Below are 25,457 nucleotides of genomic sequence, written 5' to 3' on the forward strand. Positions count from 1 at the left end.
TTCACTCCTTTTTTATAATTTATTTTGTAATTTATAAATCATAGTTATTTATATTAATTCTCTTATATTAATTATACTATTTTTTTTATAAATTCAAAAATCCTTTTTCTGGTGAAAAACTTTCAAAATAAATTATTTAAGACTTTCATATACTTCCTTTATATTGCTTTCCATACTTTGTATGTAATTTTTATTGTCTTCACTGGCTTCCACAGTGTATATAGTTTTTATATCTGCTCCGACTTCCTTTGCTAAGGTCTCAGACACCTTAGGACTTACCATATCTTCTACAAATATTGTTTTTACTTTATTTTCTTTGCAGTAATCTGTAAGATCCTTAAGCTTTTTAGGGGTTGGTTCTCCTTCTGCAAATACTCCTTCTACACTATTTTGCTTCAATCCAAAATCCCTACAAAAATATGCAAAGGCAGCATGCCCAGTAACGAAATTTTTATTTTTTAAAGCTTGAAATTTAGGCTTATATTCATTTAATAACTTATCTAGTTCATCCTCAAATTCCTTATAATTCTTTTCATAAAAGTCTTTATTTTTTCCATCAACCTTTATTAAGGCATCCATTATATTTTTAGCTTGAACCTTTGCACTAGTAAGTCCTAACCATGTATGAGGATCATAATCTCCATGCTCTTCTTTATTTTCCTCTACTTTATTCTCATCTTCTTCAATTTTTATAGCATTAATATTTTTAGATGATTCAACTGTTATTAAATCTTTATTTTGAAGATTAGAAATTACTTTATCTACCCATGGCTCCATATTGAATCCATTATAAACAAATATATCTGCATTTTCTATATTTATTAAATCCTTTGCTCTAGGATCAAAATCATGTGGTTCACTACCATTAGGAATAATTGTCTCTACTTTAACCTTATCTCCTCCCACAGCCTCTGCAAATTCTTTCAAAGGATTAAATGTAACAGCAATTTTTATCTTTCCATTTTCACTTGATTCTACCTTACTAGTTTGTTTTGTATCAGTGTTCTTATTACATGCCACTAAAGACATTATTAATAATATTACAGTAATCAAATATAATAATTTTTTCTTCATAACTTTTCTCTCCTTAAATCATTACTTGCAAATGATTTGCATCTTAATAATATTATTCCACAATTTTACTAATGTCAAGTATATTTTTTAAGGATGTTGCAAATAATTTGCAAATAGGTATATAATATTTATGATACTTTTAAGAAAGGAGTTAATTTATGATTGAGATAAGTAATTTACGTTTTTCCTATACTGGAAAGCAGCCTTATATTTTAGAAAATGTAAATTTAAATATAGAACCTGGAACTTATATTTCCGTAGTTGGAGAAAATGGCAGTAGTAAAAGTACTCTTGTTAAACTCATTTTAGCTCTATTAAAACCATGCAGTGGTAATATAAATTTGCATACAAACAAAGTTGGGTATGTTCCTCAACGCGGGGAAAACTTTAATTCAGAGTTTCCTATAACTGTAGAGGAAATATTGAAGTTTCATCAAAGGGTTTTAAAAAGAAAAGAAAAAAATCTTATACAAGATTCATTGTCCCTTGTGGGAATGGAAAAGTTTAAAAAACATTTAATAGGAAATCTCTCTGGAGGCCAACAGCAAAAGGTGTTTATTGCAAGAGCTATTATGGGCAATCCAGACATTATAATACTTGATGAGCCTTCAACTGGAATTGACACCAAAAGTCAAGGAGATATATATTCATTTTTAAAAAACTTAAACACCAGATTTGGTACAACTATATTGTCTGTTGAGCACAATATAGATGCAGTGCTGAAGTATTCAACCCATGTAATTAGAATGGATAGAGGGAGCGCTTATTTTTATGACATATCAGATTATAAAAAGTATTTAAATGATTCTAAAAAACATTCCCCTAATTGTGATTGCTTAAAACTTGTAAATAAATAATTTTTAGGAGGTTACTATGCTTCAATATACATTTATACAAAATGCACTTATAGCAGCCTTCTTAATTGCACTGCTTTGTCCTTCTGTGGGAACATTTTTAGTGCTTAAGAGATATTCTATGATGGGAGATACCCTATCTCACGCTTCTTTTGCAGGGGTAGCCATAGGTCTCGTGGCAGGCTTTAATCCCATATTAAGTGCCTTTATATTTACTTCTATATGCGCTATATTTATAGAAGTGTTAAGAAATTATTATAAAAAATATTCAGAGCTTATACTTGTAATTGTAATGACACTATGTTTAGGTATTGCTATAACTCTGATAAGTACAGGAAAAACTTCTGCAAATGTTAATTCATTTTTATTTGGAAGTATACTTACTGTTACTCGTGAGGATTTATATACTATATTAATATTAAGTATCGTATGTATTTGTTTGTTAGTATCTTTATTTAATAAAATTGCCTATGTTACATTTGATGAGGATGGTGCAAAAATAGCAGGGCTAAATGTTAAACTAATAAATTATATTTTTGCTCTTTTGGTAGGAACAACCATTGCTGTTTCCATGAGAATAATGGGGATACTTGTAGTGTCTTCTATGATAGCAGTACCAGTAGCTACAGCAATGCAATTAAATAAAGGATTTAAGCTTACATTTATATATTCTTTAATATTTGGACTTGTAGATATAATGGTTGGATTATTCACCTCATTTTACATAGATTGTGCACCTGGAGGAACCATTGCTATTACCTCAGTGGTAATACTTATAATTACTATAACCTTCTCAAAAATAAAATGTACAAACTAATACTTCATTTTTACACAACTTACCATTACATACTTTAGTTAATACAAATTGACAGTTAATAATGTTTATTATATAATATATTTAATCTATAAGAAGGATGGTGTTTATGAATAACATTACTGCTATTTTTAAAGAAAAAAAATTAAAACTTACGCCTCAACGTATTGCAGTATATAAATATCTTAAATCCACAGAGGAACACCCTTCTGCAGAAACTATTTATAAGGCATTACAGCCTGAGTATCCTACAATGAGTTTAGCAACAGTATATAAAGCCTTAAAAACTCTTGTGGAAGTAGATTTAGTGCAAGAGCTAAATGTTGGAGAAGGTAATTTTAGATATGATGGAAACACTTGTCCTCACTCCCACATACAATGTTTACAATGCGGAAGAGTAGAAGATATTAAAGATGTATGTTTTTCAGATTTAAATGAAAAAATTGCACCTTATACAAATTATGAAGTTCTTACAAATCAAATTTATTTTTATGGTCTTTGTAATGAGTGTAAGCAAAATAAAGATACATTAACAGAAGCAGACTAATCTTAGCCTGCTTCTTCTATTAATTCCTTCCATTCATTTCCTGTATATTTTTTATTTAATACGCTTTTTACTTTATTTGAAAATCCCTTTTGAATTTTTTCAGGAAAATTGTACATAAACAATATACTGTTCTCATTGCTTTCTTCTAAATGCTTTACCACTAAAGCAGAATTCTCCTTAAACACCTTATTTGCTTCTTTATTTCCTGTTACAAAGCCTTGCTTAGCTAACTTTTCTTGCATCTTCTTACCATATACAAATTCTATAAATTTACCTACCTCGTTAGGATTTTTTGATTTAAGAGGTATACACAATAAACTATTTACAATAACAGGTACATTTTCTTTAATAGATGCTGACTGAACATAACTAGTTACTAACCCTATATTTTTCTTTTCAAGTTCTTTCATATAATAGGATATGGTTATGAGCATAGGTATTTCCCCTTCAGTAATCTTATTTATAGAGGATTTATTTCCCATTTCAAAAGTATTTTGAGCAATTACTCCTTGTTTAGCTAAACTGTCCAAATAGTTAAATATATTTTGAACTTCCTTTTTCTCTAGATATTTTCCCTTTGAACTATTGTATATATTATCTATATCATACATATTACTTGTATTACCAGCTATAAGTGCTGCAATTACATTGTTTACATCAACATCTTCTGTAACCAACACTGGAATTTTAATAGACTCTTTATTTACCTTTTTCATTACTTCATATGCTTCACCTAAGGTTTTTGGAGGATTTATATTATATTTCTTTAGTGCATCCTTATTGTATACAATTTCTAAAGTATATGGAATTAGTGATATTCCATAGGATTTGTCTAAATACCTTCCATAAGAACTAACTACCTTATAATACTTTTCATTTAATTTTATCTTATCATGATAAGACTGTACATCTTGAAGAAGTCCCTTATTTTGCATTTCTATCATTTTATCTCTGGAAGTAAATATTATATCTCCTTCTTGTTTATCTCCATCGTTCATTATACTTTCCCCAAGTGAACTATTAATAATAATATTAACATCCTTATTTTCTTTCTTATATTCATCAATTATAGCTCTTAATATACTAAGAGAATGATTATCTTTAATTTCTACTTGCATTACTAAGTCCTTATTTTTATTTTCTTCCTTCTTTCCTTTATTGCAGCTTATAAAAGCTATTGAAATACACACGAGTAATACGAGTACAGTTAAAAACTTCTTTTTGCGAAAGAACTTAGCCATTATATCACCTCAACTTTAACTTTATATAAAGTATTATCTAAAGTATATTGTGTGCATTAATTATAATTTTTATTATATCAAAAAAAAGAAACGGGACCGTTATACGGTCCCAAAGGGGGATGGGGGGTTCTTGCATTAAACAAAATTTTATAGGTTTGCTTAATGCTTAGGAGATTTTATCTCCTTTACAATTATTATGATATCCCGTTTCTTATCTTTTATACATTCATTAAAACTTTATTTATAAAAATTTATTAACTTATTTATTTCTTCGCCTATTTCTTTCCTCAAACTTCCAGGTTCCAAAACTTCTGCTTCTCCTCCGAAACCTAGTATCCAAGATTTTATATCTCCTATGTCATCCAAGAATAAACTTAATATTACTCTTCCATCTTTTTCATCCTCTATAGTTTGATTTGGAGACCATTTTACTTCTTTTATGAATTTACTTAACGAATTATTAAATCTTATTTTTACTAAGATCTTTTCTCCTGAAAATACTCCCCACTGCTCTTTTAAATACTTATTTAATGAAAAATCGCGAGGCTTTATAAATATAAAATTGACTATCTTAAATTCATAAATTTTAGATAATCTTAAAGTTTCTACTTTATTTTTTTCATGACAATAGCAAATTATAAACCATTCTCCATCCTTGTAAATTAAGTTATATGGGTCTATTGTATTTTCTCTTATTTCATTTTTATTTTCACAAACATATCTTATATTAAGAGATCTTCCCTTATCCATAGAAGCATTTATGTATTCTATCTTTTCATCTAAATTTAATTTGCAACCTATTTTATTTAAATCAAATTTATGGTTTTTATAAATATTATTTAACCCTTCATGCTCTCCTATGCAAGTAGTCCTTATTTTTATAACTGCATTTTTCAAATCTTTCTTTAATGGAAATTCTCCATTACAATCTATTATTTCTTCTGCTACTAAAATTGCATGTAATTCCTCTAAAGTTAATTTAGGAGTTTTCATATAAAATTCCTCATCTATATAAAAACCACCATACCTTCCCTTCTTAGTATGGATAGGTATATTAGCTAAATTTAAATTACTTATATATCTATAAATAGTTTTTTTATCTACATTTAAGGTTTCTGCAAGTTCCGAAGCGGTTGTAAATTTTTTATGTTGTAAAGTTAATAAAAGCTGCATCAAATGGGAAATCTTAGACATGAACTTCTCCTCCTACCTACTTATATATAGACTATCGTCCTTTAACCAATAAATTTTAGTAAATTTATTATAAAAGATAAATAAAATTATTTTTCATTCATAATTTCATGATTTATAAAATATAAATATCTTAATTGTGCATATAGGTTAAAGGAGGTATTTATATGTTTAAATCCAATGAAAAAGAAACTCCCATAAATAAAATTGAAACACTTATTGGTGAAGGATGCAGCATTATCGGATCCTTAAAAGGTGATGATTTGCTTAAAGTTGATGGATATATAGAAGGTAATATAACATGGCAAAATGATATAATCTTTGGATCCACAGGATATTGCAAAGGAAATGTATACTGTAAAACAGCCTATGTAAATGGTAAAGTAGATGGAAATATAACCTGCGAAGAAACCCTTTGTATTGAGTCTTATGGGAAAATTACAGGCGATATTAATGTAAAAAATATTATAATAAAAGATGGCGGAATTTTTCAAGGGAATTGCTCAATACGTAATGAAGATGATTTTAATAGCTTAGAATAGCATAAAAAATAATAGAAAGACTTCCGTCTTTCTATTATTTTTATTACCCATTCATTGCCTTGCTTAAGGAATAAATTTGTATTATTCTATCTATAAGTATTGCTTTGTCTGGAGTTAACATAGGCTTTAGAGTATAAAGTAGTTGAAGAGTTTTATCTTGTACTGGGGGCGTATTAGGTATGCTACCTGTATCCTCTGTATTTTCTAAATTGCCCATAAGTGGATTATTTGCTCCTAAGCTTTGCATAATGCTATTTAATTGTTCTTGATCTATATTATTTAACATATCCATTATATTATTGCCATTCATATTGCTCATATTATTGATAGTACTATTGATATTATTAGATTTTTGTACATTTTCTATATTGTCATTCCTATCTCTTCGTCTGCTTCTGCCTCTTTCAATATCCGCATCTCTATCTCTATCACGTCTATGCCTTCTATGTTTAGACATTATAATCCTCCTATATAAAATTAATAAACCTTCCTTTATTAATAAGGAGGGCTAAAAAAGCCCCCCCTAATTAGCTAATATTAGAATCCACAGCATGAACTTCCTAAGTTACCGCAACCTAAGCTAAATCTGTTGCTGTAGCATATTAAATAGTATAGAGTGATAAGGAACAATATACTATTGTCTATGCATCCAGTACCACATTCATCGTCATCGTGGCGGCCTCTTCTGCATTTGAATTGAAGTGCTATTAATATTAATATTAATAGGCCGTTGCCTCCGCAACTGTTGCCTGCATAAGCACCTGCTACGCCGTAATCTCTACGGTTTCTGCAACAACATCTTTTTGACATGTTAAACCCCCCTTTCTATGGGCATTGGTCTTTGATTCTATTGTAATCTATTCTTCGGCTTGTGTTCTTGTATTTGCTTCACTTAAGTTCATTATACCGCCTAAGCCATCCCTACCTCCTCCGCATAAGCAGAGAAGTATAAATATAGCTATTATGAATATGAAGTTTCCTCCTCCGTAGCCAATACCATTTCCATAACCACAACCGCAGCTATTTCCATAGCCACTGCCACAGCCTCCACCATAGTTATCACATCCACAGCTATTATAGTTGTTAGTTGGACAGCAATAGTAGCAGCCTTCATAATCATCACAGCAGCATTTCCTCTTATGTTTATGATGTCTACGTCTTCTGCTACAGCAATCATCATCGTCGTCGCAAGGGCAGCATATATAGCCAGTATTCTTGTTTCCTATATTTCCATAGCCGCATAGTATTAATAGTACTATAAGCCATAGAAATAAGTTATTGGATCCTCCGCCTCCTCCTCCGAGCAATGACTTTGCTGAGAAGTTGCCATCTTCACTCATTAAAGAGTTTAGCAAGCTGTTGAAATCCACTTTACTTCCTCCTTTCAGAAGTTTCTTCTATTCTTTTGTACTTCTAATATATACTATTCTGCTTTTTTATTTTTGCTACTGTTCTAAAAACATTTTTTTGTGCATATACTTTATTTTTTTCTATAGTTTTTATGAAATGATTTATGCCTGATTTATGAAATCCTTGATTTCTTTATAAACCATTAAATCTTAACCCCTTGGGTAGATTTCTTATAAATCATTCATAGTATATATTATGAATATGTCAAGAAGTTGTGATTAAAATAATATCTGTTAATAAACATTTAAAAAAGGTATATTGAAAGTATTAAACTTTCAATATACCTTTAAATATCTATCCTAAATTTATATATCCTAGCTTTTGAAATAATATCAAAAAAGTAGAAACAGAATTAAATACCATGTGATTAAATACAGAATACCAATATCCCTTCTTATGAATTAGATAGCAGTTAAAGAGCCCTATTCCAAAAATAACAAAGGACGATTTTAAGTTAAAGTGAGTAGCACTAAACATTAAGCTTGTAATTATAGATCCTAGTATTACACCAATTCTTCTTTTACAAATTCTTTCAAAAAACAGCCATCTAAATACAAATTCTTCTACTATCGGAGCAAAGATTACAGTAACAGGAATAAGTATGATAAATGTTCTAAGAGGGACCTTTACCATAATTGATACAATTTCTTGCTCTTTTACAGGTAATTTAAAGTAATTAAATACTTGCATTCCCACTGCTCCAAGTATTATCACTATAATATAAGACATCATAGCATATTTTAATCCCTTAAATAAATTAAATCCTCTTAGTGAAAAACTATATTTTCTGTAATCCTTATAATAAATTTCACTTCTTTTAAAACTAACTATACATATCGTTGTTGCTATAAAAGGAAGAAAGTTTTGGGTAAATAAGCTAATCGCTACATATATTAATCCTAAAAACAATAATAAAAACTTATTCGTTCCTTTTTCTCTAAAAATTTTCCATAGTATAAGCAAAGGAGGTAAACAAACCACCACGAATACTATAATATCTTTAGCAAGATTTAGATTCACCTTTTTCCCTCCTTGAAATTGAAATTTACTTTATATTATATTGTTATATTATCATAAAAATCACTTTTCCTTTATGTATTTGGTAAATATTAATTAGTTAAAAAATAATAAGGTATGCAGTGAGCATACCTTATTATTTTTTGATATTTAACCTATATCATCAATCTACTGAGATATTTCACCATTTAATGAAAGTTCTATATCATCTAATACTTGTTCCTTGCCTATCTTTTTCAAAGTAGAATAAAAAATTATTTTTTCGTCCTGACTCATTCCTAAAGTTTCTCTAATTGTCTTAATACTCTTAGCCATTTCACTCTTTTTTATTTTATCGCACTTAGTAGCTATTATTGTAGACTCATATCCATAATGCTTTATCCAATTATACATCATTATGTCATCTTCAGTAGGCTTATGTCTTGAATCTACCAGCAACATAATCTTCTTTAATTGTGATCTATTTAAAAGATATGTTTCTATAGTTTTGCCCCAAGTAGCTTGCTCTACCTTAGATACTTTAGCATAGCCATACCCCGGTAAATCTACAAAATAAAAACTATTATTTATTATGAAGAAATTAACTAATCTTGTTTTTCCTGGTGTCCCACTCACTTTTACTAGCTTTCTTCTATTTGTTAAGTTATTTATTAATGAAGATTTTCCTACATTAGATCTGCCTACAAAAGCTATTTCTAACATACTATCTATAGGATATTGATTTATATTCACAGCCGATGTTACAAATTCTGACTGTTTTATTTCCATATCACTTTCACTCCTTACTACTTTCTTCTAAAAGAGCATTGTCTAAAACTTCATCAATATACTCAGCTAGAATTATATTTATTTTACCTTTTATGCTCTTTGGAATCTTTAGCAAGTCCTTTTCATTTTCTTTAGGAACTATAATAGTATCGATACCAGCTCTAAATGCAGCAAGTGTCTTTTCTTTTAATCCACCTATTGCTAGAACCTTACCTGTTAATGTAATTTCTCCAGTCATAGCAACATTATGTTTAACCTTTCTGCCACTTAATGCAGATACCATAGCTGTAATCATAGTTACTCCTGCTGAAGGTCCGTCTTTAGGAACTGCCCCTTCAGGAACATGTATATGTATATCTTTTTCTTTGTAAAAATCCGGATTTATATTATACTTTTCTGCATGTGCTCTAACGTAGCTATATCCAGCCCTAGCAGATTCCTTCATTACATCTCCTAATTGTCCTGTAAGTTCTAGCTTTCCACTACCTGACATGACTGTAACTTCTATTGGAAGTGTATCTCCACCATATCCAGTCCATGCCATTCCCATAACTACTCCTATTTGATCTTCTTTATTCGCTTTTTCATAGCTATAAATTTCAGGTCCTAGATATTTCTTAACATGATTTATTGTTATATTTATGTTATCTTTATCTTTTTCAACCATTTCTGCAATAGATTTTCTTATTACAGCAGAAATTTTTCTTTCAAGATTTCTAACTCCTGATTCTCTTGTATAATTTTCTATAATGTAATATATAGCTGATTCAGAAAACTTTATTACATCTTCTCCTAAATTATGCTCTTTAATAATTTTACTTATTAAATGATCCTTAGCTATATAAAACTTTTCTTCAGTTGTATATCCTGATACCTCTATAACTTCCATTCTATCTAATAAAGGTCTTGGAATAGTATCTAATGTATTTGCTGTAGTTATAAATAAAACATTAGAAAGATCAAACTCTAGCTCTAAATAATGATCTCTGAAAGTACTATTTTGTTCACTATCTAAAACTTCTAAAAGTGCTCCTGATGGATCTCCTCTAAAATCATTACTCATTTTATCAATTTCATCTAAAAGAAATAATGGATTTTTAGACTTTGCCTGTCTCATTCCGTATATAACACGTCCTGGTATAGCCCCTACATAAGTCTTCCTATGTCCTCTTATTTCAGCTTCATCTCTTACTCCACCTAAAGACATTCTTACAAAGTTTCTATTTAGTGCATTAGCAATAGATTTACCTATTGAGGTCTTTCCAACTCCAGGAGGTCCTACAAGACATAATATAGGACCCTTTAGGGTATTGCTCATCTTTTTAACAGCTAAATATTCGATTATTCTAGTCTTTACATCTTCTAACCCATGATGTTCAGCTTCTAAAGTTTCCCTAGCCACTTTTATATCAATATCATCTTCTGTTTCATTATTCCATGGAAGTTCTAATATCCAATCTAAATATGTTCTTATAACCCCACCTTCAGCTGAATATGTACCACTATTTTTTAATCTATCTAACTCATAAAGTGCTTTTTCCTTAACAGCTTTAGGTAACTTCCCCTTACTTATTCTATTTTTATATCTTTTTATTTCCTTTTTATCTTCGTCTTCTTCCCCTAATTCTTCTTGTATAGCTTTTAATTGTTCTCTAAGGTAATATTCTTTTTGAACTTTATCAATCTTATTTTTTACTTTTATTCCTATTTTCTTTTCTACTTTTAAAATATCTATTTCATTTTTTAGCACAATTAGAAGTCCTTCTAATCTTTTTACAACATCAAAAGCTTCAAGAAGTTCTTGCTTCTTACTTTGCTTTAATATCATATAGGAACTTATAACATCGGACAGTCTTCCAGGACTTTCTATATCTTCTAAAGAAAGTATGACTTCTGTTGGAATATTTCCTGATAATTTTATGTATTCTTCAAAGGATTTTCTAACTGTTCTCATAAGTGCTTCACATTTACTGTCTTCTGCGCACTCTTCTTCTTCTAATATATTTATTTCCGCCTTAAAGAAAGGATCCATTTGTACTATATTTTTTATAGTAGCTCTTTTTTCTCCTTCAACTAATACTCTTACTGTATCACCTGGCAACTTTAATATCTGCTTTATATTGCAAAATGTACCGACCCTGGATATATCTTCTTCTTCTGGCTCCTCTATTTTTGCTTCTTTTTGAGTAGCCAAAAAGATTTTTTGTCCATTTAACATAGCCTCTTCTAAAGCTAAAACTGACTTTTCCCTACCTACATCAAAATGCATAACCATATATGGAAATATAGTTATACCTCTTAGAGGAATTAGAGGAAGAATTATCAATTCCTTTTCCATATTTCTCCCCTCACTTCTTAAAATTATAATATGTAACAATTACCTAAATATAATTAGACTAATATATTATACCTATAAAAGAAAGTTTTTTCAATTAAAATGTAAATCAAGCTATGCCTTAATAATATACCTTAAAGCATAGCTATTTATACTAATTAGATATTTCTACTAATTAGCTATTTATTGCATTATTTAATGGTTTAGCAGAAAGTACTTCACCTGTAGTTTCAATATATATTGACGAATTGTTACTGTCTTCTTTAATTAATGACATCTCTAGTACTTGCTTAATACTTTTTACTCCTATCACAGTTGCTTCTTTTATACTACCAAAGCTATCTTGCCAATTATCCTCTGGAATTATAATCTTTTTTGCTCCTGCTTTAATGGCTGCTTGTATTTTGCTATTTACACCTCCAACAGGTTTTACTTCTCCATGAAGGGATATTTCTCCAGTCATAGCCACTTTATTATCTATATAGCTATTAGTTATGGCACTGTATAAAGCTGTTGCCATACTTATACCTGCAGAAGGACCGTCTACAGGTACCCCTCCTGGAAAATTTATATGTATGTTGTAATCTTGAAAATTAAAGTCAAATATATTTTCTAAGGCTGTCATTACATTTTCAACCGAGCATCTCGCCATACTTTTTCTTGTTATTTTCTTTCCATAACTACTTATTTGCTCTTCTTCTACTATGCCTGTTATATTTATCTTACCTTTTCCAAATCTATTTTTTACAGCAGCTACTTCAATTTCCATAACTGTCCCTAGATTGGCTCCATATACTGCTAGCCCATTTACATACCCTACTCTTGGCTCATCTTGTATCTTTATTTCTGGCCTAGGGCTATAATGACCATTTTCTATTATCCATTCTACATCTTCTACTGTAATATTTTTTCTATTATCACTTAATGCAATACCTGCAGCTAGCTGTACTAAATTTACTGCTTCTCTTCCATTACTCCCATATCGCCCTATAGTTTTCAATGCCTTTTCTTCTAATTCATAATCCACCTTTAACGCTGCATTTAATGCAATCTTTTCTATTTCTTCTGGAAGAAGAGGTCTAAAGAATATTTCTACACATCTAGATCTTATAGCTGGAGCTATTTCCTCTGGACTTCTAGTTGTTGCACCCACCAGCCTAAAATCTGCTGGAAGTCCATTATCAAATATATCTTTTATATAGCTAGGCACATTGGGATCTGATGCATTATAATATGCACTATCCAAGAATACCTTTCTATCTTCTAAAACTTTTAAAAGTTTGTTCATTTCTATAGGATGTAATTCTCCTATTTCATCTATAAACAATACTCCTCCATGTGCTTTAGTTACAGCTCCTGGCTTTGGCTGAGGAACTCCGGCAACTCCCAGTGGACCTGCTCCTTGATATATAGGATCATGCACTGAACCTATAAGTGGATCAGCTATTCCCCTGTCATCAAATCTTACAGTTGTAGCATCTATTTCTATAAATTTTGATTCTGGCTTAAAAGGAGAATAAGCCCTCTTTTTTGCATCTTCTAAGACCAATCTCGCCGCGGCGGTCTTCCCTATTCCTGGAGGTCCATATATTATTACATGTTGTGGGTTAGGTCCACATAAAGCTGCTTGTAGTGCCTTTATCCCCTTTTCCTGTCCTATTATATCCTCAAATGAAGTAGGTCTACTTTTTTCACTTAATGGCACAGTAAGGTTAATATCCCTTAGTTTCTTTAAACTTTCTGTTTCCTTTCTGTTTTCCTTATCAACTACTACTTTATTAGTTTGTTGTCCTTTAAGAGCATTAAAAAAATAAAGTCCCATTATTATAGTTATTGCAAATTGAACCATCCACAGCACATTATTCATAAAAGCTTCCTCCCATTCATAACTTTTCTTTTTTTATTATGTGCTAAATTCTTTTTAATATTCCCAAGGAAGCAAAAAAGGAATAGAGATTTTCTCTATTCCTTTCATATACTATTTAAGCTGTTTCAGGTCCCTTTTTAGTTCTAGGTTTTTTCACTTTTACAGGGGCTCTTTTTCCATCTTCAGATTTAATAACTTCAGGATTCTTATTTTCAATTGTGTCCTTTGTTATTATAACCTTAGTTATACTTTCTTCTGAAGGTATATCAAACATAATGTTTTGCATTACATCCTCCATTATAGCTCTAAGGCCTCTGGCTCCAGTATTCCTTTTTATAGCTTCCTCAGCTATAGCCTCTAACGCATCATTATTAAATTCTAATTCTACGTCATCTAATTCAAAAAGCTTTCTATACTGTTTTACCAAAGCATTTTTAGGCTTAGAAAGTATATTTATTAAAGCTTCTTTATCCAAAGCATTTAAGGTAACTATAATTGGCAACCTTCCTACAAACTCTGGAATTAAACCAAACTTTAATAAATCTCCTGGCATTATATCTTGTAAAAGCTTTCCCGCTTCGTTTTCTTTTTTAGATTTTACATCTGCTCCAAATCCTAAAGAACTATTTGTAGTTCTTTTTTCTATTATCTTTTCAACTCCATCAAAAGCTCCTCCACAAATAAATAGTATATTTGTAGTATTTATCTGTATAAATTCTTGATGAGGATGCTTTCTTCCTCCTTGAGGTGGTACAGATGCTATAGTTCCTTCTAAAATCTTTAAAAGTGCCTGTTGGACACCTTCACCCGATACATCTCTAGTAATAGACGGATTTTCTGATTTTCTAGCTATCTTATCTATTTCGTCAATATATATTATGCCTCTTTCTGCTCTTTCTATATCATAATCCGAATTTTGTATGAGCTTCAAAAGTATATTTTCAACATCCTCACCTACATATCCTGCTTCAGTTAAAGTAGTTGCATCTGCTATAGCAAAAGGGACATTTAAGAACTTTGCTAAAGTTTGAGCAAGTAATGTTTTACCTGAACCTGTAGGCCCTAATAATAATATATTACTCTTTTGTAATTCTACATCATCATTATTAGCATTAGAATTTATTCTTTTATAATGATTGTATACTGCTACTGCAAGCGCTTTTTTTGCTTGATCCTGTCCTATTACATACTGATCTAGGTAGGTCTTTATCTCCATAGGTTTTGGAAGTGCACCCATTTCTACGTTTACATCTTCTTCAAACTCATCAGTTATTATTTCAGAACAAAGTTCTATACATTCATCACAAATATATACTCCTGGCCCTGCAATAAGTCTTCTTACCTGATCTTGTGTTTTACCACAAAAGGAACATTTTAATTGTTTCTTGTCATCTAATTTGGCCATATTTACACCTCACAATAAGGTTATTTTTTCTTGGTCATAACTTCATCTATCAATCCATACTCTTTAGCTTCATGAGCTTCCATAAAGTTGTCTCTTTCAGTATCTCTCTCAACAATTTCTAGCGGCTGACCAGTTCTTTCACTTAGTATTGTATTTAACTTCTTCTTAATATTTAAAATTCTATTTGCATGTATGCCTATATCTGTAGCTTGCCCTTGGAATCCTCCAAGCGGTTGATGTATCATTATTTCACTATTAGGTAGCGCATATCTTTTTCCCTTTGCTCCTGCTGCAAGTAAAAACGCTCCCATTGAAGCTGCCATCCCAACACAGATAGTACATACATCAGGTTTAATATATTGCATAGTATCATAAATTGCCATACCAGAAGTAATAGAACCTCCTGGACTATTTATGTACAAATATATATCCTTGTCTGGATCTTCTGCTTCTAAAAATAATAATTGTGCTACTACTAAGCTTGCAGTAACATCATTTACTTCATCACTTAGCATTATTATTCTATCCTTTAAAAGTCTAGAATAAATGTCATAGGATCTTTCCCCTCTATTTGTTTGTTCTACAACAACTGGAACTAAACTCATAAACATTCTCCTCCTTATTATAAGTGTCATAGTATATTTTGATTATTCCCCTTATTTAATAAATTAAAATTAATTGCCAGAAATCCTTCCTGGCAATTAATTGTAAATACATATTAAGCTATAGTTTTGCTATTGTCAACTAATAATTTTATAACTTTTTCATTAACTATATCCATTTTAAGAGCTGACTTTTGAGAAGTAGCTATTAGCTTAGCAGTCTTTTCAACTTCATTTCCGCCATATTGCTCTGCCATTTCTTTAGCTTTTTCCATTATTTCTTCATCAGTTGCTTCTATGTTCTCTGCTTTTGAAATTTCGTTTAAAACTAAATCAGTTTTAACTCTTTTTACAGCAGTATCTTTCATATATTCTCTAACCTTTTCTTCGCTGCTGTTAGTATACTGATAGTATGTTTGAAGATCTAATCCTTGATATTTTAATCTCATTTCAAGATCTTTTAACATATTATCTGTTTCGTTAGCTACCATAACTTCTGGTATTTCAACAGTTGCATTTTCACAAACTGCATCTATAACCGCTTCTTCGTATTCTCTTTGAGATCTTAAGCTGTTTTCTTCTTCTTTTTTCTTTTTTAAATCAGCCTTCATTTCTTCTAATGTATCAAACTCTGAAACTTCTTTAGCAAACTCATCATCTAATGTTGGAAGTTCCTTAGCTTTTATTTCTTTTATAGTAACTACAAATTTAGCTGGCTTACCATTTAGATCGTCTCTACCATACTGTTCTGGGAAATTAACATTAACATCTTTTGTTTCTCCAACTTTCATGCCCACTAATTGTTCTTCAAAAGTATCAATAAATGTACCTGATCCTATTTCTAGTGGATAATCAAAACCTTCTCCGCCTTCAAATGGAACTTCATCTACATATCCTTTAAAATCTATAGTAGCTATATTACCATTCTCTACTATAGCATCTTCTGCTTTAACTTCTACTCTTGCATTTCTTTCTTGCATAGTTTTTAATTCATTTTCTATTTCTTCATCATTTGCTTCATATGTATTTTTCTTAACTTCTATTCCTTTATATTCGCCTAATTCTACTTCTGGAACTACTGTAACTTTAGCAGAATATTTAAAATCCTTTCCTTCGCCTATCTCAAGTATTTCTATAGCTGGATAATCAACTGGCTTTATGTCATATTGCTTTAATGCTTCTGGATAAGTTTCATCACAACAGAAGTTTATAGCATCTTCATAAAATACGCCTTCTCCATAATGCTTTTTGATTATATTCATAGGAGCTTTACCTTTTCTAAAGCCTGGAATGTTAAACTGCTTAACATTTTTTAAATATGCCTTTTTAATAGCTTCACTAAACTTTGCTGCTTCTACCGTTATTTCTAATTGAACAACGTTCTTTTCTATTTTTTCCATATTAACGTTCATCATTTTATTCCTCCTAGTTACCTCTATGTTTTAAACCACAATATTATAACATATATTTTAAATTATTTATATATGTTTACAATCATTTTACTTCAATCCTGAATTTTAGCCTTATCCTTTAAATAATTATATACAAATACTTCAAGTTTTACAAATAAATTTTCTGTTATATTGTATATTTTTTCAAAAAATCTCTTGATTCTATTATTTCATCATATTTGCTATAATTTTCACTGTAAACTTCTATTATACCTGGACCTTTATAATCCATATCTTTAAGCTTTAAAAATAAACTTTTGAAATCAACTTTTCCTTTCCCTGGAAGCTTGCATAAACTTTCTTCATCCTTATCATTTAAATGAAGGTTTATAAGTCTCCCATTCATTACCTTTAGGTATTCATCTATGGGAACAGCTGATCTATAGGATTGTTTAATATCTAATGTAAAGTATATAGGATATTTACACCTTTCTATTAAATTGTATAAAAAATTTGTATTAGAAGACATACACCATACTACATTTTCTTGTGCTAGCTTTATTCCTTCTGCTGCCGCTGTATATATGAGTTTATCGTATATATCTATGACTAAATCCCAATTTATAGCTTTTATATTTCCAATACGCATTCCATGAAAAGTGTAGCATTTAGCTCCCAGTATTTTAGCAGCTCTACACATCTTTTTAAAATATTTAAACGTATCTTCCCTTCTTCTTTTATAATCATCAAAAAGATAAGGCTCAAAAGAAGATGAAAAGCTATGTACAGATTTAATATTAAAATCATGCATTAGCTTCTCTTCTAGAACCTTCCTTGCAAAATCTTCTTCATACTCTTGGTAAGTGTTTAAAAAAAGTTCTCCGGAATTAAACCCCAGCCCTTTCATAACCTTTATACTATCTTCTACTTGTATATGAGGATAAAAACTTGCTGAGGATAAACCTATTTCCATGGCATCTTCATTATGTATCATTATTTTACGACCTCTCCGGTGCTCTTTAGGTAAAATATGTTCCCATCTATTGTAGCGGATAATCCTTTAGGATCAATATTATTAAACTTTATGCTTTCTCCATTAACGGTTTGAACATAAACATGATTACTTCCTTGAATATTTGTTATCCATATATATTTAGTAGACTTATTTAACCATGGAAGCTGACTTATATACGCTATGTTATTATCATCAATAAATTTAGGTGCAGTACACCATATGTAATCTGCTTTAGATTGAAGCCATTCATCATGATTTATTACTACATTGCCACTAGTTGAAACATATTGATTTCTTGTTATATCTGTTACTTTTCCCGATATATCCAAGTATTTTATTCTTTGTACTTTATCATCAAACACAACTGCCGCTTTTCCATTAGGACTTATATCATATTGTATTTTGCTTTCTAAAGGTACTATATGTTTAAAACTTTTTTCTTCTCCTTGCCCTTCATATACAACTTTTATTTTTGTTCCATTTGCAAGAGTTAATTCATACCCTTCTTCTTTTTTCTGTTCTGTAGTTTTTTGAACTGGAGTTTTAACTTCACTTTGTTTCTTATTTAAATTATCTTTGTTTTTACTTTCATCACTTATTTGTTTACTTCTTTCATTTTCTTTTGTCAAAAAATCAGTTTTAATATCTGTTATCTTTTTCTTAAAACCATTTTTTGTAAGCAACCAAGTAGCTGTTACTGCTGATATAACACAAACTGTTATTAAAGCTATAAATATTCTTCGTCTTCTCATTCTTTGCTTATAATTGCTACTAAAAATACTTGGTTTCCCCACACCAAATCCCTCCTAATGATTTTTCCCAGCATTTAGCCTAATAGGTCATATACAATTTATTATAACTCAATTAGGAGGTATTTAGTAATATTTTTTATAAAATTTATTTTTTTGCAATATACGAGTCTGCAAATATTTTAGCTGTATCTAAACAAGTAAATAATGGAATTTTACAAGCTGTACAAACACTTCTTAATTTAAAACCTTCTCTACTGGAATCATTTCCCTTATTAGGTATATTTACAACTAGTGAAATGTGATTTTTTCTTATATTATTTGCTACTTCCTTAAAGGACATTTCTTTAGCATATATACCATTATAATTTAAAAAGCTTGCTGTTCCTTCAGATGCTGCAATTGAAAATCCTAATTTTTTATATTTTCTTAGTATATCTAGGGTTTCATGATTTTTTTCATATTCATTTAAGGATACATATACGTAGTTATTTTCATTCAAGTTAATTCCAGTAGCTCTAAATGCTTTATAAACCGCTTTATTGTAATCCTCATCTATACCTAGTACTTCTCCTGTTGACTTCATTTCCGGTCCTAAATATATATCTGCATTATTTAACTTTTCTCCTGAAAATACAGGTGCTTTTACTGCATAATAATTTTTATTTGGAAGAATTCCTATTCCATAATTAGACTCTTTAAGACTTTTTCCTAGCTTTATTTCCAAGGAAATATCAATCATAGGTACTTTTGTCACTTTACTTAATATAGGTACTGTTCTTGAAGCTCTTGGATTAACTTCTATAACATAAACCCTTTCTCCATCAAAAGCGTATTGTATATTTACCAGCCCTTTTATATTTAAGCCTACTGCTATTTGTTTTGTATGATATACTAAAGTCTCTATTACTTCTTCGCTTAAACTCACTGGTGGATATACGGTTATACTATCTCCAGAATGCACCCCAGTTCTTTCTATATGCTCCATTATTCCTGGAATTAGTATTTCTTCTCCATCACAAAGTGCATCTACTTCTATTTCTTTTCCCATTATATATCTATCTATGAGAATAGGATGCTCCTTAGATACTTTTACAGCTTCAGTTATATATTTCAATAGTCCTTCATTATTATGAATTATTTCCATAGCTCTTCCACCTATAACATAGGAAGGTCTAAGTACAAGAGGATATCCAAGCTCCTCTGCTGCTGCTATTGCCTCTTCTCTATTCTTTGCACATTTCCCTTCTGGTGCATATATATTTAAACTCTTAAGGAATTTACCAAATTTATCCCTATCTTCTGCTATATCAATAGATTCAAAAGAAGTTCCAAGTATTTTTATCCCTCTTTTATGGAGTTCCTTAGCTAGATTTATAGAAGTCTGTCCTCCAAATTCCAATATGACTCCTTCTATCTTTTCCTTTTCTATTATATTCACAACATTTTCTATGGTTATAGGTTCAAAATATAATTTATCTGCTGTGTCAAAATCTGTACTAACTGTTTCAGGATTACTATTTATTATTATAGGTGAATATCCATTCTTTTTTACTGCCCATATTCCATGCACTGAGCAATAGTCAAATTCTATTCCCTGTCCTATTCTTATAGGTCCTGATCCTACTATTAATATTTTTCTTTCATTACTTATTATATTTTCATCCTCTTCATCATAAGTAGAATAATAATATGGAGTACTTGCTTCAAATTCTCCGCTGCAAGTATCTACTATTTTGTAGGATGGTATTATATTATTTTCTTTTCTTATTTCCTCTATATACTCTTCACTAAGATCTAAAATCTTACTTATATCCTTATCTGAAAATCCTAACTTCTTAGCTTCCTTTAAATCATATATATTTAATCCTTCACGCTGAAGTTTTCTTTCCATATTTATTATGTTATTTATTCCATTCAAAAACCACATATCAATTTTAGTTATTTCACTTATTTCTGCTAAAGACATGTCTCGTCTTATGGCCTCTGCTATAAAAAACAATCTTCTATCATCTTGACATCTTATTCCGTCTTTTATTTCATCTAAAGACAATCTCATAATTTCATCTACTAAAAGTGAATTTATATTTCCATCTAAAGAAGCTACAGCTTTCATAAGCGATGCCTCAAAACTTCTTGCCAGTGCCATAACTTCTCCTGTTGCCTTCATTTGCGTTCCAAGCTTTCTATCAGCTCTTTCAAATTTGTCAAAAGGCCATCTAGGTATCTTAGTTACTACATAATCTATAGCTGGTTCAAAGCACGCACTGGAATTTCCTGTAACAGGGTTCTTAAGTTCATCCAAGCTATATCCTAGTGCAATTTTTGATGCTATTTTTGCTATTGGGTACCCTGTAGCTTTAGAAGCTAGTGCACTTGATCTACTTACCCTTGGGTTTACCTCAATTACTACATATCTATTATCATTAGGATTTAATGCAAGTTGTACATTACATCCTCCCTCTATTTTTAAACTTCTGACTATATCTGTGGATGCTTTTCTAAGCATTTGATACTCTTTATCTCTTAAGGTTTGCGATGGAGCAACTACTATGCTATCACCAGTATGTATTCCTACTGGGTCCATATTTTCCATATTACATACTATAATACAATTATCCTTTTTATCTCTTATAACTTCGTATTCTATTTCCTTCCATCCTGCAACACTCTGCTCTAATAATATTTGATTTATAGGACTCATATTTATTCCTCTTGAGCATATTTCTAGAAGCTCTTCTATATTAGAAGCAATTCCGCCGCCACTTCCACCTAATGTATACGCTGGTCTTATTATTACAGGAAATCCATGATTCTCTACAAATTCTTTACACTGATCAACATTTGTAGCTATAATACTTTCTGGAATAGGCTGGCCTGTTTCTAGCATCAACTTTTTAAATTCTTCTCTGTCTTCTGATTTTTTTATGGCATCACTATTTATACCAAGAAGTTTAACTTGAAACTTATCAAGTATTCCCTGTTCTTTAAGTTTCATAGCAAGATTTAAAGCTGTTTGTCCTCCAAATCCAGCCATAATACCTTCAGGTCTTTCCTTTTCTATTATCTCTTCTATAGATTCTACATCAAGAGGCTCTATATATACCTTATCTGCTATTTCAGTATCAGTCATTATAGTAGCAGGATTACTATTTACTAGAACTACCTCAATTCCTTCTTCTCTTACAGCAGTACAAGCCTGAGTTCCTGAGTAATCAAATTCAGCAGCTTGCCCAATTATTATAGGACCTGACCCTAGTATTAAAACCTTCTTTAAACTTTTATCTAATGCCATAATTTTTACCTCCTATTTATGCACTTATTGTTTTATTACTGCTTGCCATATTATCTAAAAATTTTTCAAAGAGATATGCTGAATCCTGTGGTCCTGGACATCCCTCTGGATGAAATTGTACAGAAAAAACCTTATAGTGCTTATGTCTTATTCCCTCTATAGTTCCATCATTTAAATTCACATGAGTAATTACTATATCTTTATCCTTTATACTCTCTTCTTCTACTGCATAACTATGATTTTGAGAAGTTATAAAAACCTTATCTTTCTCTACATCATGAACACCATGATTTCCGCCTCTGTGTCCATATTTCAATTTATATGTGTCTCCTCCTAATGCTAATGAAAGCAATTGATGCCCTAAACATATTCCGAATATAGGTACTTTACCTATAAGCCTTTTTACATTTTCTACAGCTTCAATCATCTCTTTTGGGTCTCCCGGTCCATTACTTAAAAGCACTCCATCCGGCTGTATACTTAATATTTCTTCCGCAGATGTACTGCATGGAAATATTGTTATGTCACATTTTCTTTCCTTCAAACTTCTAATTATGTTTGCCTTAGCTCCGAAATCCATTAGAGCAACTTTAAGACCATCACCTTTTATATGAACTACTTCTTTAGTACTTACTTGTCTTACAAAGTCACTTCCAAAATCCTTTTGAAATAACTCCTTAAGATTTTCTCCACTATATATTTCATTAGATATTATGCACTTCATAGTACCTTTTTCTCTTATTCTCTTAGTTATTGCTCTTGTATCCACATCATATAGTGCAGTTATCCCCATGCCGTTTAAGAAATTATTCAAGTCCTGTTCATTTAAATAATGGGAAGGTGTTTTGCTTAGTTCTTTTACAACTAAGCCTTTAGCATGAATCTTATTACTTTCTACATCAAAGCTATTTATTCCGTAATTTCCTATTAGGGGATAGGTCATGTTTATAATCTGTCCTGCATAAGATGGATCTGTAAGTATTTCTTCATACCCTGTCATAGAAGTATTAAATACTATTTCTCCTAAGGTTTCCTTAACTTCTCCAGCTATTTTCCCTTCATAGACCTTTCCATCTTCTAAATATAGATATCCCTTCATAATACATCCCCCTTATTTTATATTTCTGCTTCCTGGCTTTACGTATGGTATATTTGCAGTGCAAAGTGGACATTCTTCCTTTTCATAAGAATTAACTTCTAACTTTATAGCACTATATACAGGATAAGGAACTTCCACTCCTTCCTCTCTTCTATCTACTATTGAACAAAGTGCAACCACTTCTCCTCCTAATTCTTCTATTAGTTTAGCTACCTCTAAGGAAGATTTTCCTGTAGTTATTACATCTTCAGATATTATTACTTTTTGTCCCTGTTTAATTTCAAATCCTCTTCTGAGTGTCATTATTCCTTCTTGTCTTTCTGTAAATATTCCAGGTTTATTTAACTGTCTTGCAAGCTCATAGGCTACAACTACTCCTCCCATAGCTGGGCCAACTACCATATCAAACTCAATATCCTTTAGCTCATCTGCTACAATGCTTAAAACTTGCTCTGCTTTATCTGGATATTGTAGAAGTTTTGCACACTGACAATATCTATTACTATGTCTTCCTGATGATAATAAAAAGTGTCCTTCTAATAATGCTTCACATTCCCTTAATATATCTATTACATTTATATCTTTTTTCATAAATTATCTCTCCTTTAATTTTAAATAATTCCTCTTATTTCTGATAAACTTTTTATTCCCTCTTTATTCATATACTCTTCTATCCCATGTACAATTTCTAAAGCTGCATAAGGATTCATAAAATTAGCCGTTCCTACTTGAACAGCATGTGATCCTGCCATAATAAACTCTACCGCATCTTGCCATGTTAGTATTCCACCCATTCCGATTACAGGTATAGAAACTTCTCTGCATACCTCATATACCATTCTTAAGGCTATAGGCTTTATAGCTGGTCCAGAAAGCCCTGCAGTAACATTGTTGAATACAGGCTTTTTAGATTTTATATCTATAGCCATACCTTTAAATGTATTCACCAGTGATATAGAATTTGCTCCTGCTTCTTGACACTTCACCGCCATATCTACTATATCTTCGGCATTAGGTGATAATTTTACAATGAGCGGTTTCTTGCATATACTTCTTACCTTGCTCACCACTTCATAAGCCACTTTAGATTTTATCCCAAATGCCATACCTCCATCTTTTACATTGGGACAAGATATATTTAGTTCTATCATGTCTACGTCAGTTTCATTAATTCTATCCACAGCCTCAAGATAATCCCCTATGGTTCCTCCGCCTATGTTGGCTATTATTACAGTATCAATCTCCCTCATTTCAGGTAATTCTTCTTTTATAAAGTTCTCTATTCCAGGGTTTTGTAATCCAACGCTGTTTAATATTCCTGAAGATGTTTCATGTATTCTAATTCCTTCATTTCCTTCTTTTTTGTTTATCGTAAGTCCCTTTGTGCTTATTCCCCCTAGTTCACTTGCATCATAAAACTCACCGTATTCTTTTCCAAATCCATAGGTTCCTGATGCAGCTATAACTGGATTTTTAAAATCAATTCCACATATATTAACCTTCATATCTATTCCTCCAATTCTTCAGCCAAGAATACAGGGCCATCTTTACAGCTTTTTTTGTTTCCATCTTTTGTCTTGCAAGTACATACAAGACATGCTCCTATTCCACAAGCCATTTTCTTTTCCAAGGACACATATAAAGGTACTTTCTTTCCCTTACACATTTCAATAACCTTATTCATCATAATTTCTGGTCCACAACATAATACAATTTCATACTTATCAGGGTTAAATATCTCTGTTATATATCCCTTATGTCCCTGTGCACCATTTTCAGTAGATATATTTAAGTTTTTTACATAAGACTTCAATTCTTCTACTGCATATGCTTCTTCCCTGAAACCTGAATATAAATCTATATCACAACTTTCAAGGTTTTTTACAACATAGTTCATAGGAGCTATTCCTATTCCTCCAGTTATAACTGCAACTTTCCCACTTATGTTTTCTAATGGGAAGCCATTACCAAGTGGTCCCATGACTTTTACTTCATCGTTAATCTCTAGTTTTTTAAATATTTCAGTTCCCTTTCCACATACATGATATAAAAAGCTTATCCCCTCATCATCTATGTCATATATACTTATAGGTCTGTTAAGTATAGGTTCTTGATCCCAAGCTCTTAGCATAAAAAACTGTCCTGGTTTCCCAGTAAAATTTCCTTCTAATTTTAATTTATATATATCTTCAGATATAACTTCATTTTTTAAAACCTTCACCTTTTTCATATATAAAACCT

Annotated in this window: 24 protein-coding genes; 4 read left to right on the forward strand and 20 right to left on the reverse strand. The window is 30.7% G+C overall.

The features are described 5' to 3' along the window. Positions 1 to 132 precede the first annotated feature (132 nt). Positions 133 to 1,074, reverse strand: coding sequence for a metal ABC transporter substrate-binding protein (locus JOC70_RS16530; protein ID WP_204600008.1), 942 nt, complete (start codon positions 1,072 to 1,074; stop codon positions 133 to 135). 158 nt (positions 1,075 to 1,232) lie between these two features. Between JOC70_RS16530 and JOC70_RS16535 the strand changes: the two genes are divergently transcribed. From JOC70_RS16535 to perR, 3 genes are all read left to right on the forward strand, one after another. Continuing rightward, a complete protein-coding gene (locus tag JOC70_RS16535; protein WP_204600009.1) occupies positions 1,233 to 1,931 on the forward strand; it encodes a metal ABC transporter ATP-binding protein in 699 nt (232 codons plus the stop codon). 16 nt (positions 1,932 to 1,947) lie between these two features. Next, positions 1,948 to 2,745 carry a metal ABC transporter permease gene (locus JOC70_RS16540; protein ID WP_204600010.1) on the forward strand — a complete coding sequence of 266 codons (798 nt, stop codon included), beginning with the start codon at positions 1,948 to 1,950 and terminating at the stop codon, positions 2,743 to 2,745. A 106-nt stretch (positions 2,746 to 2,851) separates the two neighbouring features. Continuing rightward, on the forward strand, positions 2,852 to 3,289 hold the full coding sequence (gene perR / locus JOC70_RS16545) for a transcriptional regulator PerR (protein ID WP_204600011.1): 438 nt from the start codon (positions 2,852 to 2,854) through the stop codon (positions 3,287 to 3,289). A gap of 2 nt (positions 3,290 to 3,291) precedes the next feature. On the opposite strand, the gene JOC70_RS16550 is transcribed toward perR, so the two are convergent. Next, complete coding sequence (locus tag JOC70_RS16550; protein WP_204600012.1) at positions 3,292 to 4,530, reverse strand: ABC transporter substrate-binding protein; 1,239 nt, start codon at positions 4,528 to 4,530, stop codon at positions 3,292 to 3,294. Between the two features lie 237 nt (positions 4,531 to 4,767). Beyond that, positions 4,768 to 5,724 carry a helix-turn-helix transcriptional regulator gene (locus JOC70_RS16555; protein ID WP_204600013.1) on the reverse strand — a complete coding sequence of 319 codons (957 nt, stop codon included), beginning with the start codon at positions 5,722 to 5,724 and terminating at the stop codon, positions 4,768 to 4,770. 164 nt (positions 5,725 to 5,888) lie between these two features. Here JOC70_RS16555 and JOC70_RS16560 point away from each other — a divergent pair, with 164 nt between their 5' ends. Continuing rightward, the gene (locus JOC70_RS16560; protein WP_204600014.1) at positions 5,889 to 6,263 is read left to right on the forward strand and encodes a bactofilin family protein; all 375 of its coding nucleotides are present in this window, start codon (positions 5,889 to 5,891) and stop codon (positions 6,261 to 6,263) included. Between the two features lie 43 nt (positions 6,264 to 6,306). On the opposite strand, the gene JOC70_RS19270 is transcribed toward JOC70_RS16560, so the two are convergent. The 17 genes from JOC70_RS19270 to JOC70_RS16645 form a co-directional block, all read right to left on the reverse strand. Then, positions 6,307 to 6,720 (reverse strand): hypothetical protein, encoded by a 414-nt coding sequence (locus JOC70_RS19270; protein ID WP_243429171.1) that lies wholly within the window; start codon positions 6,718 to 6,720, stop codon positions 6,307 to 6,309. A gap of 80 nt (positions 6,721 to 6,800) precedes the next feature. Then, on the reverse strand, positions 6,801 to 7,073 hold the full coding sequence (locus tag JOC70_RS16570; protein ID WP_204600015.1) for a hypothetical protein: 273 nt from the start codon (positions 7,071 to 7,073) through the stop codon (positions 6,801 to 6,803). A gap of 47 nt (positions 7,074 to 7,120) precedes the next feature. Beyond that, positions 7,121 to 7,633, reverse strand: a complete 513-nt coding sequence (locus JOC70_RS16575; RefSeq protein WP_204600016.1) for a hypothetical protein — start codon at positions 7,631 to 7,633, stop codon at positions 7,121 to 7,123. 334 nt (positions 7,634 to 7,967) lie between these two features. Further along, positions 7,968 to 8,693 (reverse strand): CPBP family glutamic-type intramembrane protease, encoded by a 726-nt coding sequence (locus JOC70_RS19565; protein WP_204600017.1) that lies wholly within the window; start codon positions 8,691 to 8,693, stop codon positions 7,968 to 7,970. Between the two features lie 165 nt (positions 8,694 to 8,858). Then, positions 8,859 to 9,458: a ribosome biogenesis GTP-binding protein YihA/YsxC gene (gene yihA / locus JOC70_RS16585; protein WP_204600018.1), complete on the reverse strand. Its 600-nt coding sequence runs from the start codon at positions 9,456 to 9,458 to the stop codon at positions 8,859 to 8,861. 7 nt (positions 9,459 to 9,465) lie between these two features. Beyond that, a complete protein-coding gene (lon, locus tag JOC70_RS16590) occupies positions 9,466 to 11,796 on the reverse strand; it encodes an endopeptidase La (RefSeq protein WP_204600019.1) in 2,331 nt (776 codons plus the stop codon). Positions 11,797 to 11,968: 172 nt separating this feature from the next. After that, positions 11,969 to 13,660 carry an ATP-dependent protease LonB gene (lonB, locus tag JOC70_RS16595; RefSeq protein WP_204600020.1) on the reverse strand — a complete coding sequence of 564 codons (1,692 nt, stop codon included), beginning with the start codon at positions 13,658 to 13,660 and terminating at the stop codon, positions 11,969 to 11,971. A gap of 115 nt (positions 13,661 to 13,775) precedes the next feature. After that, complete coding sequence (gene clpX, locus JOC70_RS16600) at positions 13,776 to 15,065, reverse strand: ATP-dependent Clp protease ATP-binding subunit ClpX (RefSeq protein ID WP_204600021.1); 1,290 nt, start codon at positions 15,063 to 15,065, stop codon at positions 13,776 to 13,778. Positions 15,066 to 15,085: 20 nt separating this feature from the next. Further along, a complete protein-coding gene (clpP, locus tag JOC70_RS16605) occupies positions 15,086 to 15,670 on the reverse strand; it encodes an ATP-dependent Clp endopeptidase proteolytic subunit ClpP (protein ID WP_035311747.1) in 585 nt (194 codons plus the stop codon). Between the two features lie 113 nt (positions 15,671 to 15,783). Further along, the gene (gene tig / locus JOC70_RS16610; RefSeq protein ID WP_204600072.1) at positions 15,784 to 17,079 is read right to left on the reverse strand and encodes a trigger factor; all 1,296 of its coding nucleotides are present in this window, start codon (positions 17,077 to 17,079) and stop codon (positions 15,784 to 15,786) included. A 166-nt stretch (positions 17,080 to 17,245) separates the two neighbouring features. Next, positions 17,246 to 18,031, reverse strand: coding sequence for a sugar phosphate isomerase/epimerase family protein (locus JOC70_RS16615; RefSeq protein ID WP_204600073.1), 786 nt, complete (start codon positions 18,029 to 18,031; stop codon positions 17,246 to 17,248). 20 nt (positions 18,032 to 18,051) lie between these two features. Next, the gene (locus tag JOC70_RS16620; RefSeq protein ID WP_204600022.1) at positions 18,052 to 18,867 is read right to left on the reverse strand and encodes a Hint domain-containing protein; all 816 of its coding nucleotides are present in this window, start codon (positions 18,865 to 18,867) and stop codon (positions 18,052 to 18,054) included. 103 nt (positions 18,868 to 18,970) lie between these two features. Then, the gene (carB, locus tag JOC70_RS16625; protein ID WP_204600023.1) at positions 18,971 to 22,117 is read right to left on the reverse strand and encodes a carbamoyl-phosphate synthase (glutamine-hydrolyzing) large subunit; all 3,147 of its coding nucleotides are present in this window, start codon (positions 22,115 to 22,117) and stop codon (positions 18,971 to 18,973) included. 16 nt (positions 22,118 to 22,133) lie between these two features. Continuing rightward, positions 22,134 to 23,216 (reverse strand): glutamine-hydrolyzing carbamoyl-phosphate synthase small subunit, encoded by a 1,083-nt coding sequence (gene carA, locus JOC70_RS16630; protein ID WP_204600024.1) that lies wholly within the window; start codon positions 23,214 to 23,216, stop codon positions 22,134 to 22,136. Between the two features lie 12 nt (positions 23,217 to 23,228). Next, entirely contained in the window at positions 23,229 to 23,807 is a 579-nt protein-coding gene (pyrE, locus tag JOC70_RS16635) for an orotate phosphoribosyltransferase (RefSeq protein ID WP_204600025.1), read from the reverse strand. Positions 23,808 to 23,827: 20 nt separating this feature from the next. Beyond that, positions 23,828 to 24,721, reverse strand: coding sequence for a dihydroorotate dehydrogenase (locus JOC70_RS16640; RefSeq protein WP_204600026.1), 894 nt, complete (start codon positions 24,719 to 24,721; stop codon positions 23,828 to 23,830). Positions 24,722 to 24,723: 2 nt separating this feature from the next. Next, on the reverse strand, positions 24,724 to 25,446 hold the full coding sequence (locus JOC70_RS16645) for a dihydroorotate dehydrogenase electron transfer subunit (RefSeq protein WP_204600027.1): 723 nt from the start codon (positions 25,444 to 25,446) through the stop codon (positions 24,724 to 24,726). Positions 25,447 to 25,457 lie beyond the last annotated feature (11 nt).

It is taken from the genome of Clostridium pascui (assembly GCF_016908015.1).
Taxonomy (GTDB): Bacteria; Bacillota; Clostridia; order Clostridiales; family Clostridiaceae; genus Clostridium_AK; species Clostridium_AK pascui.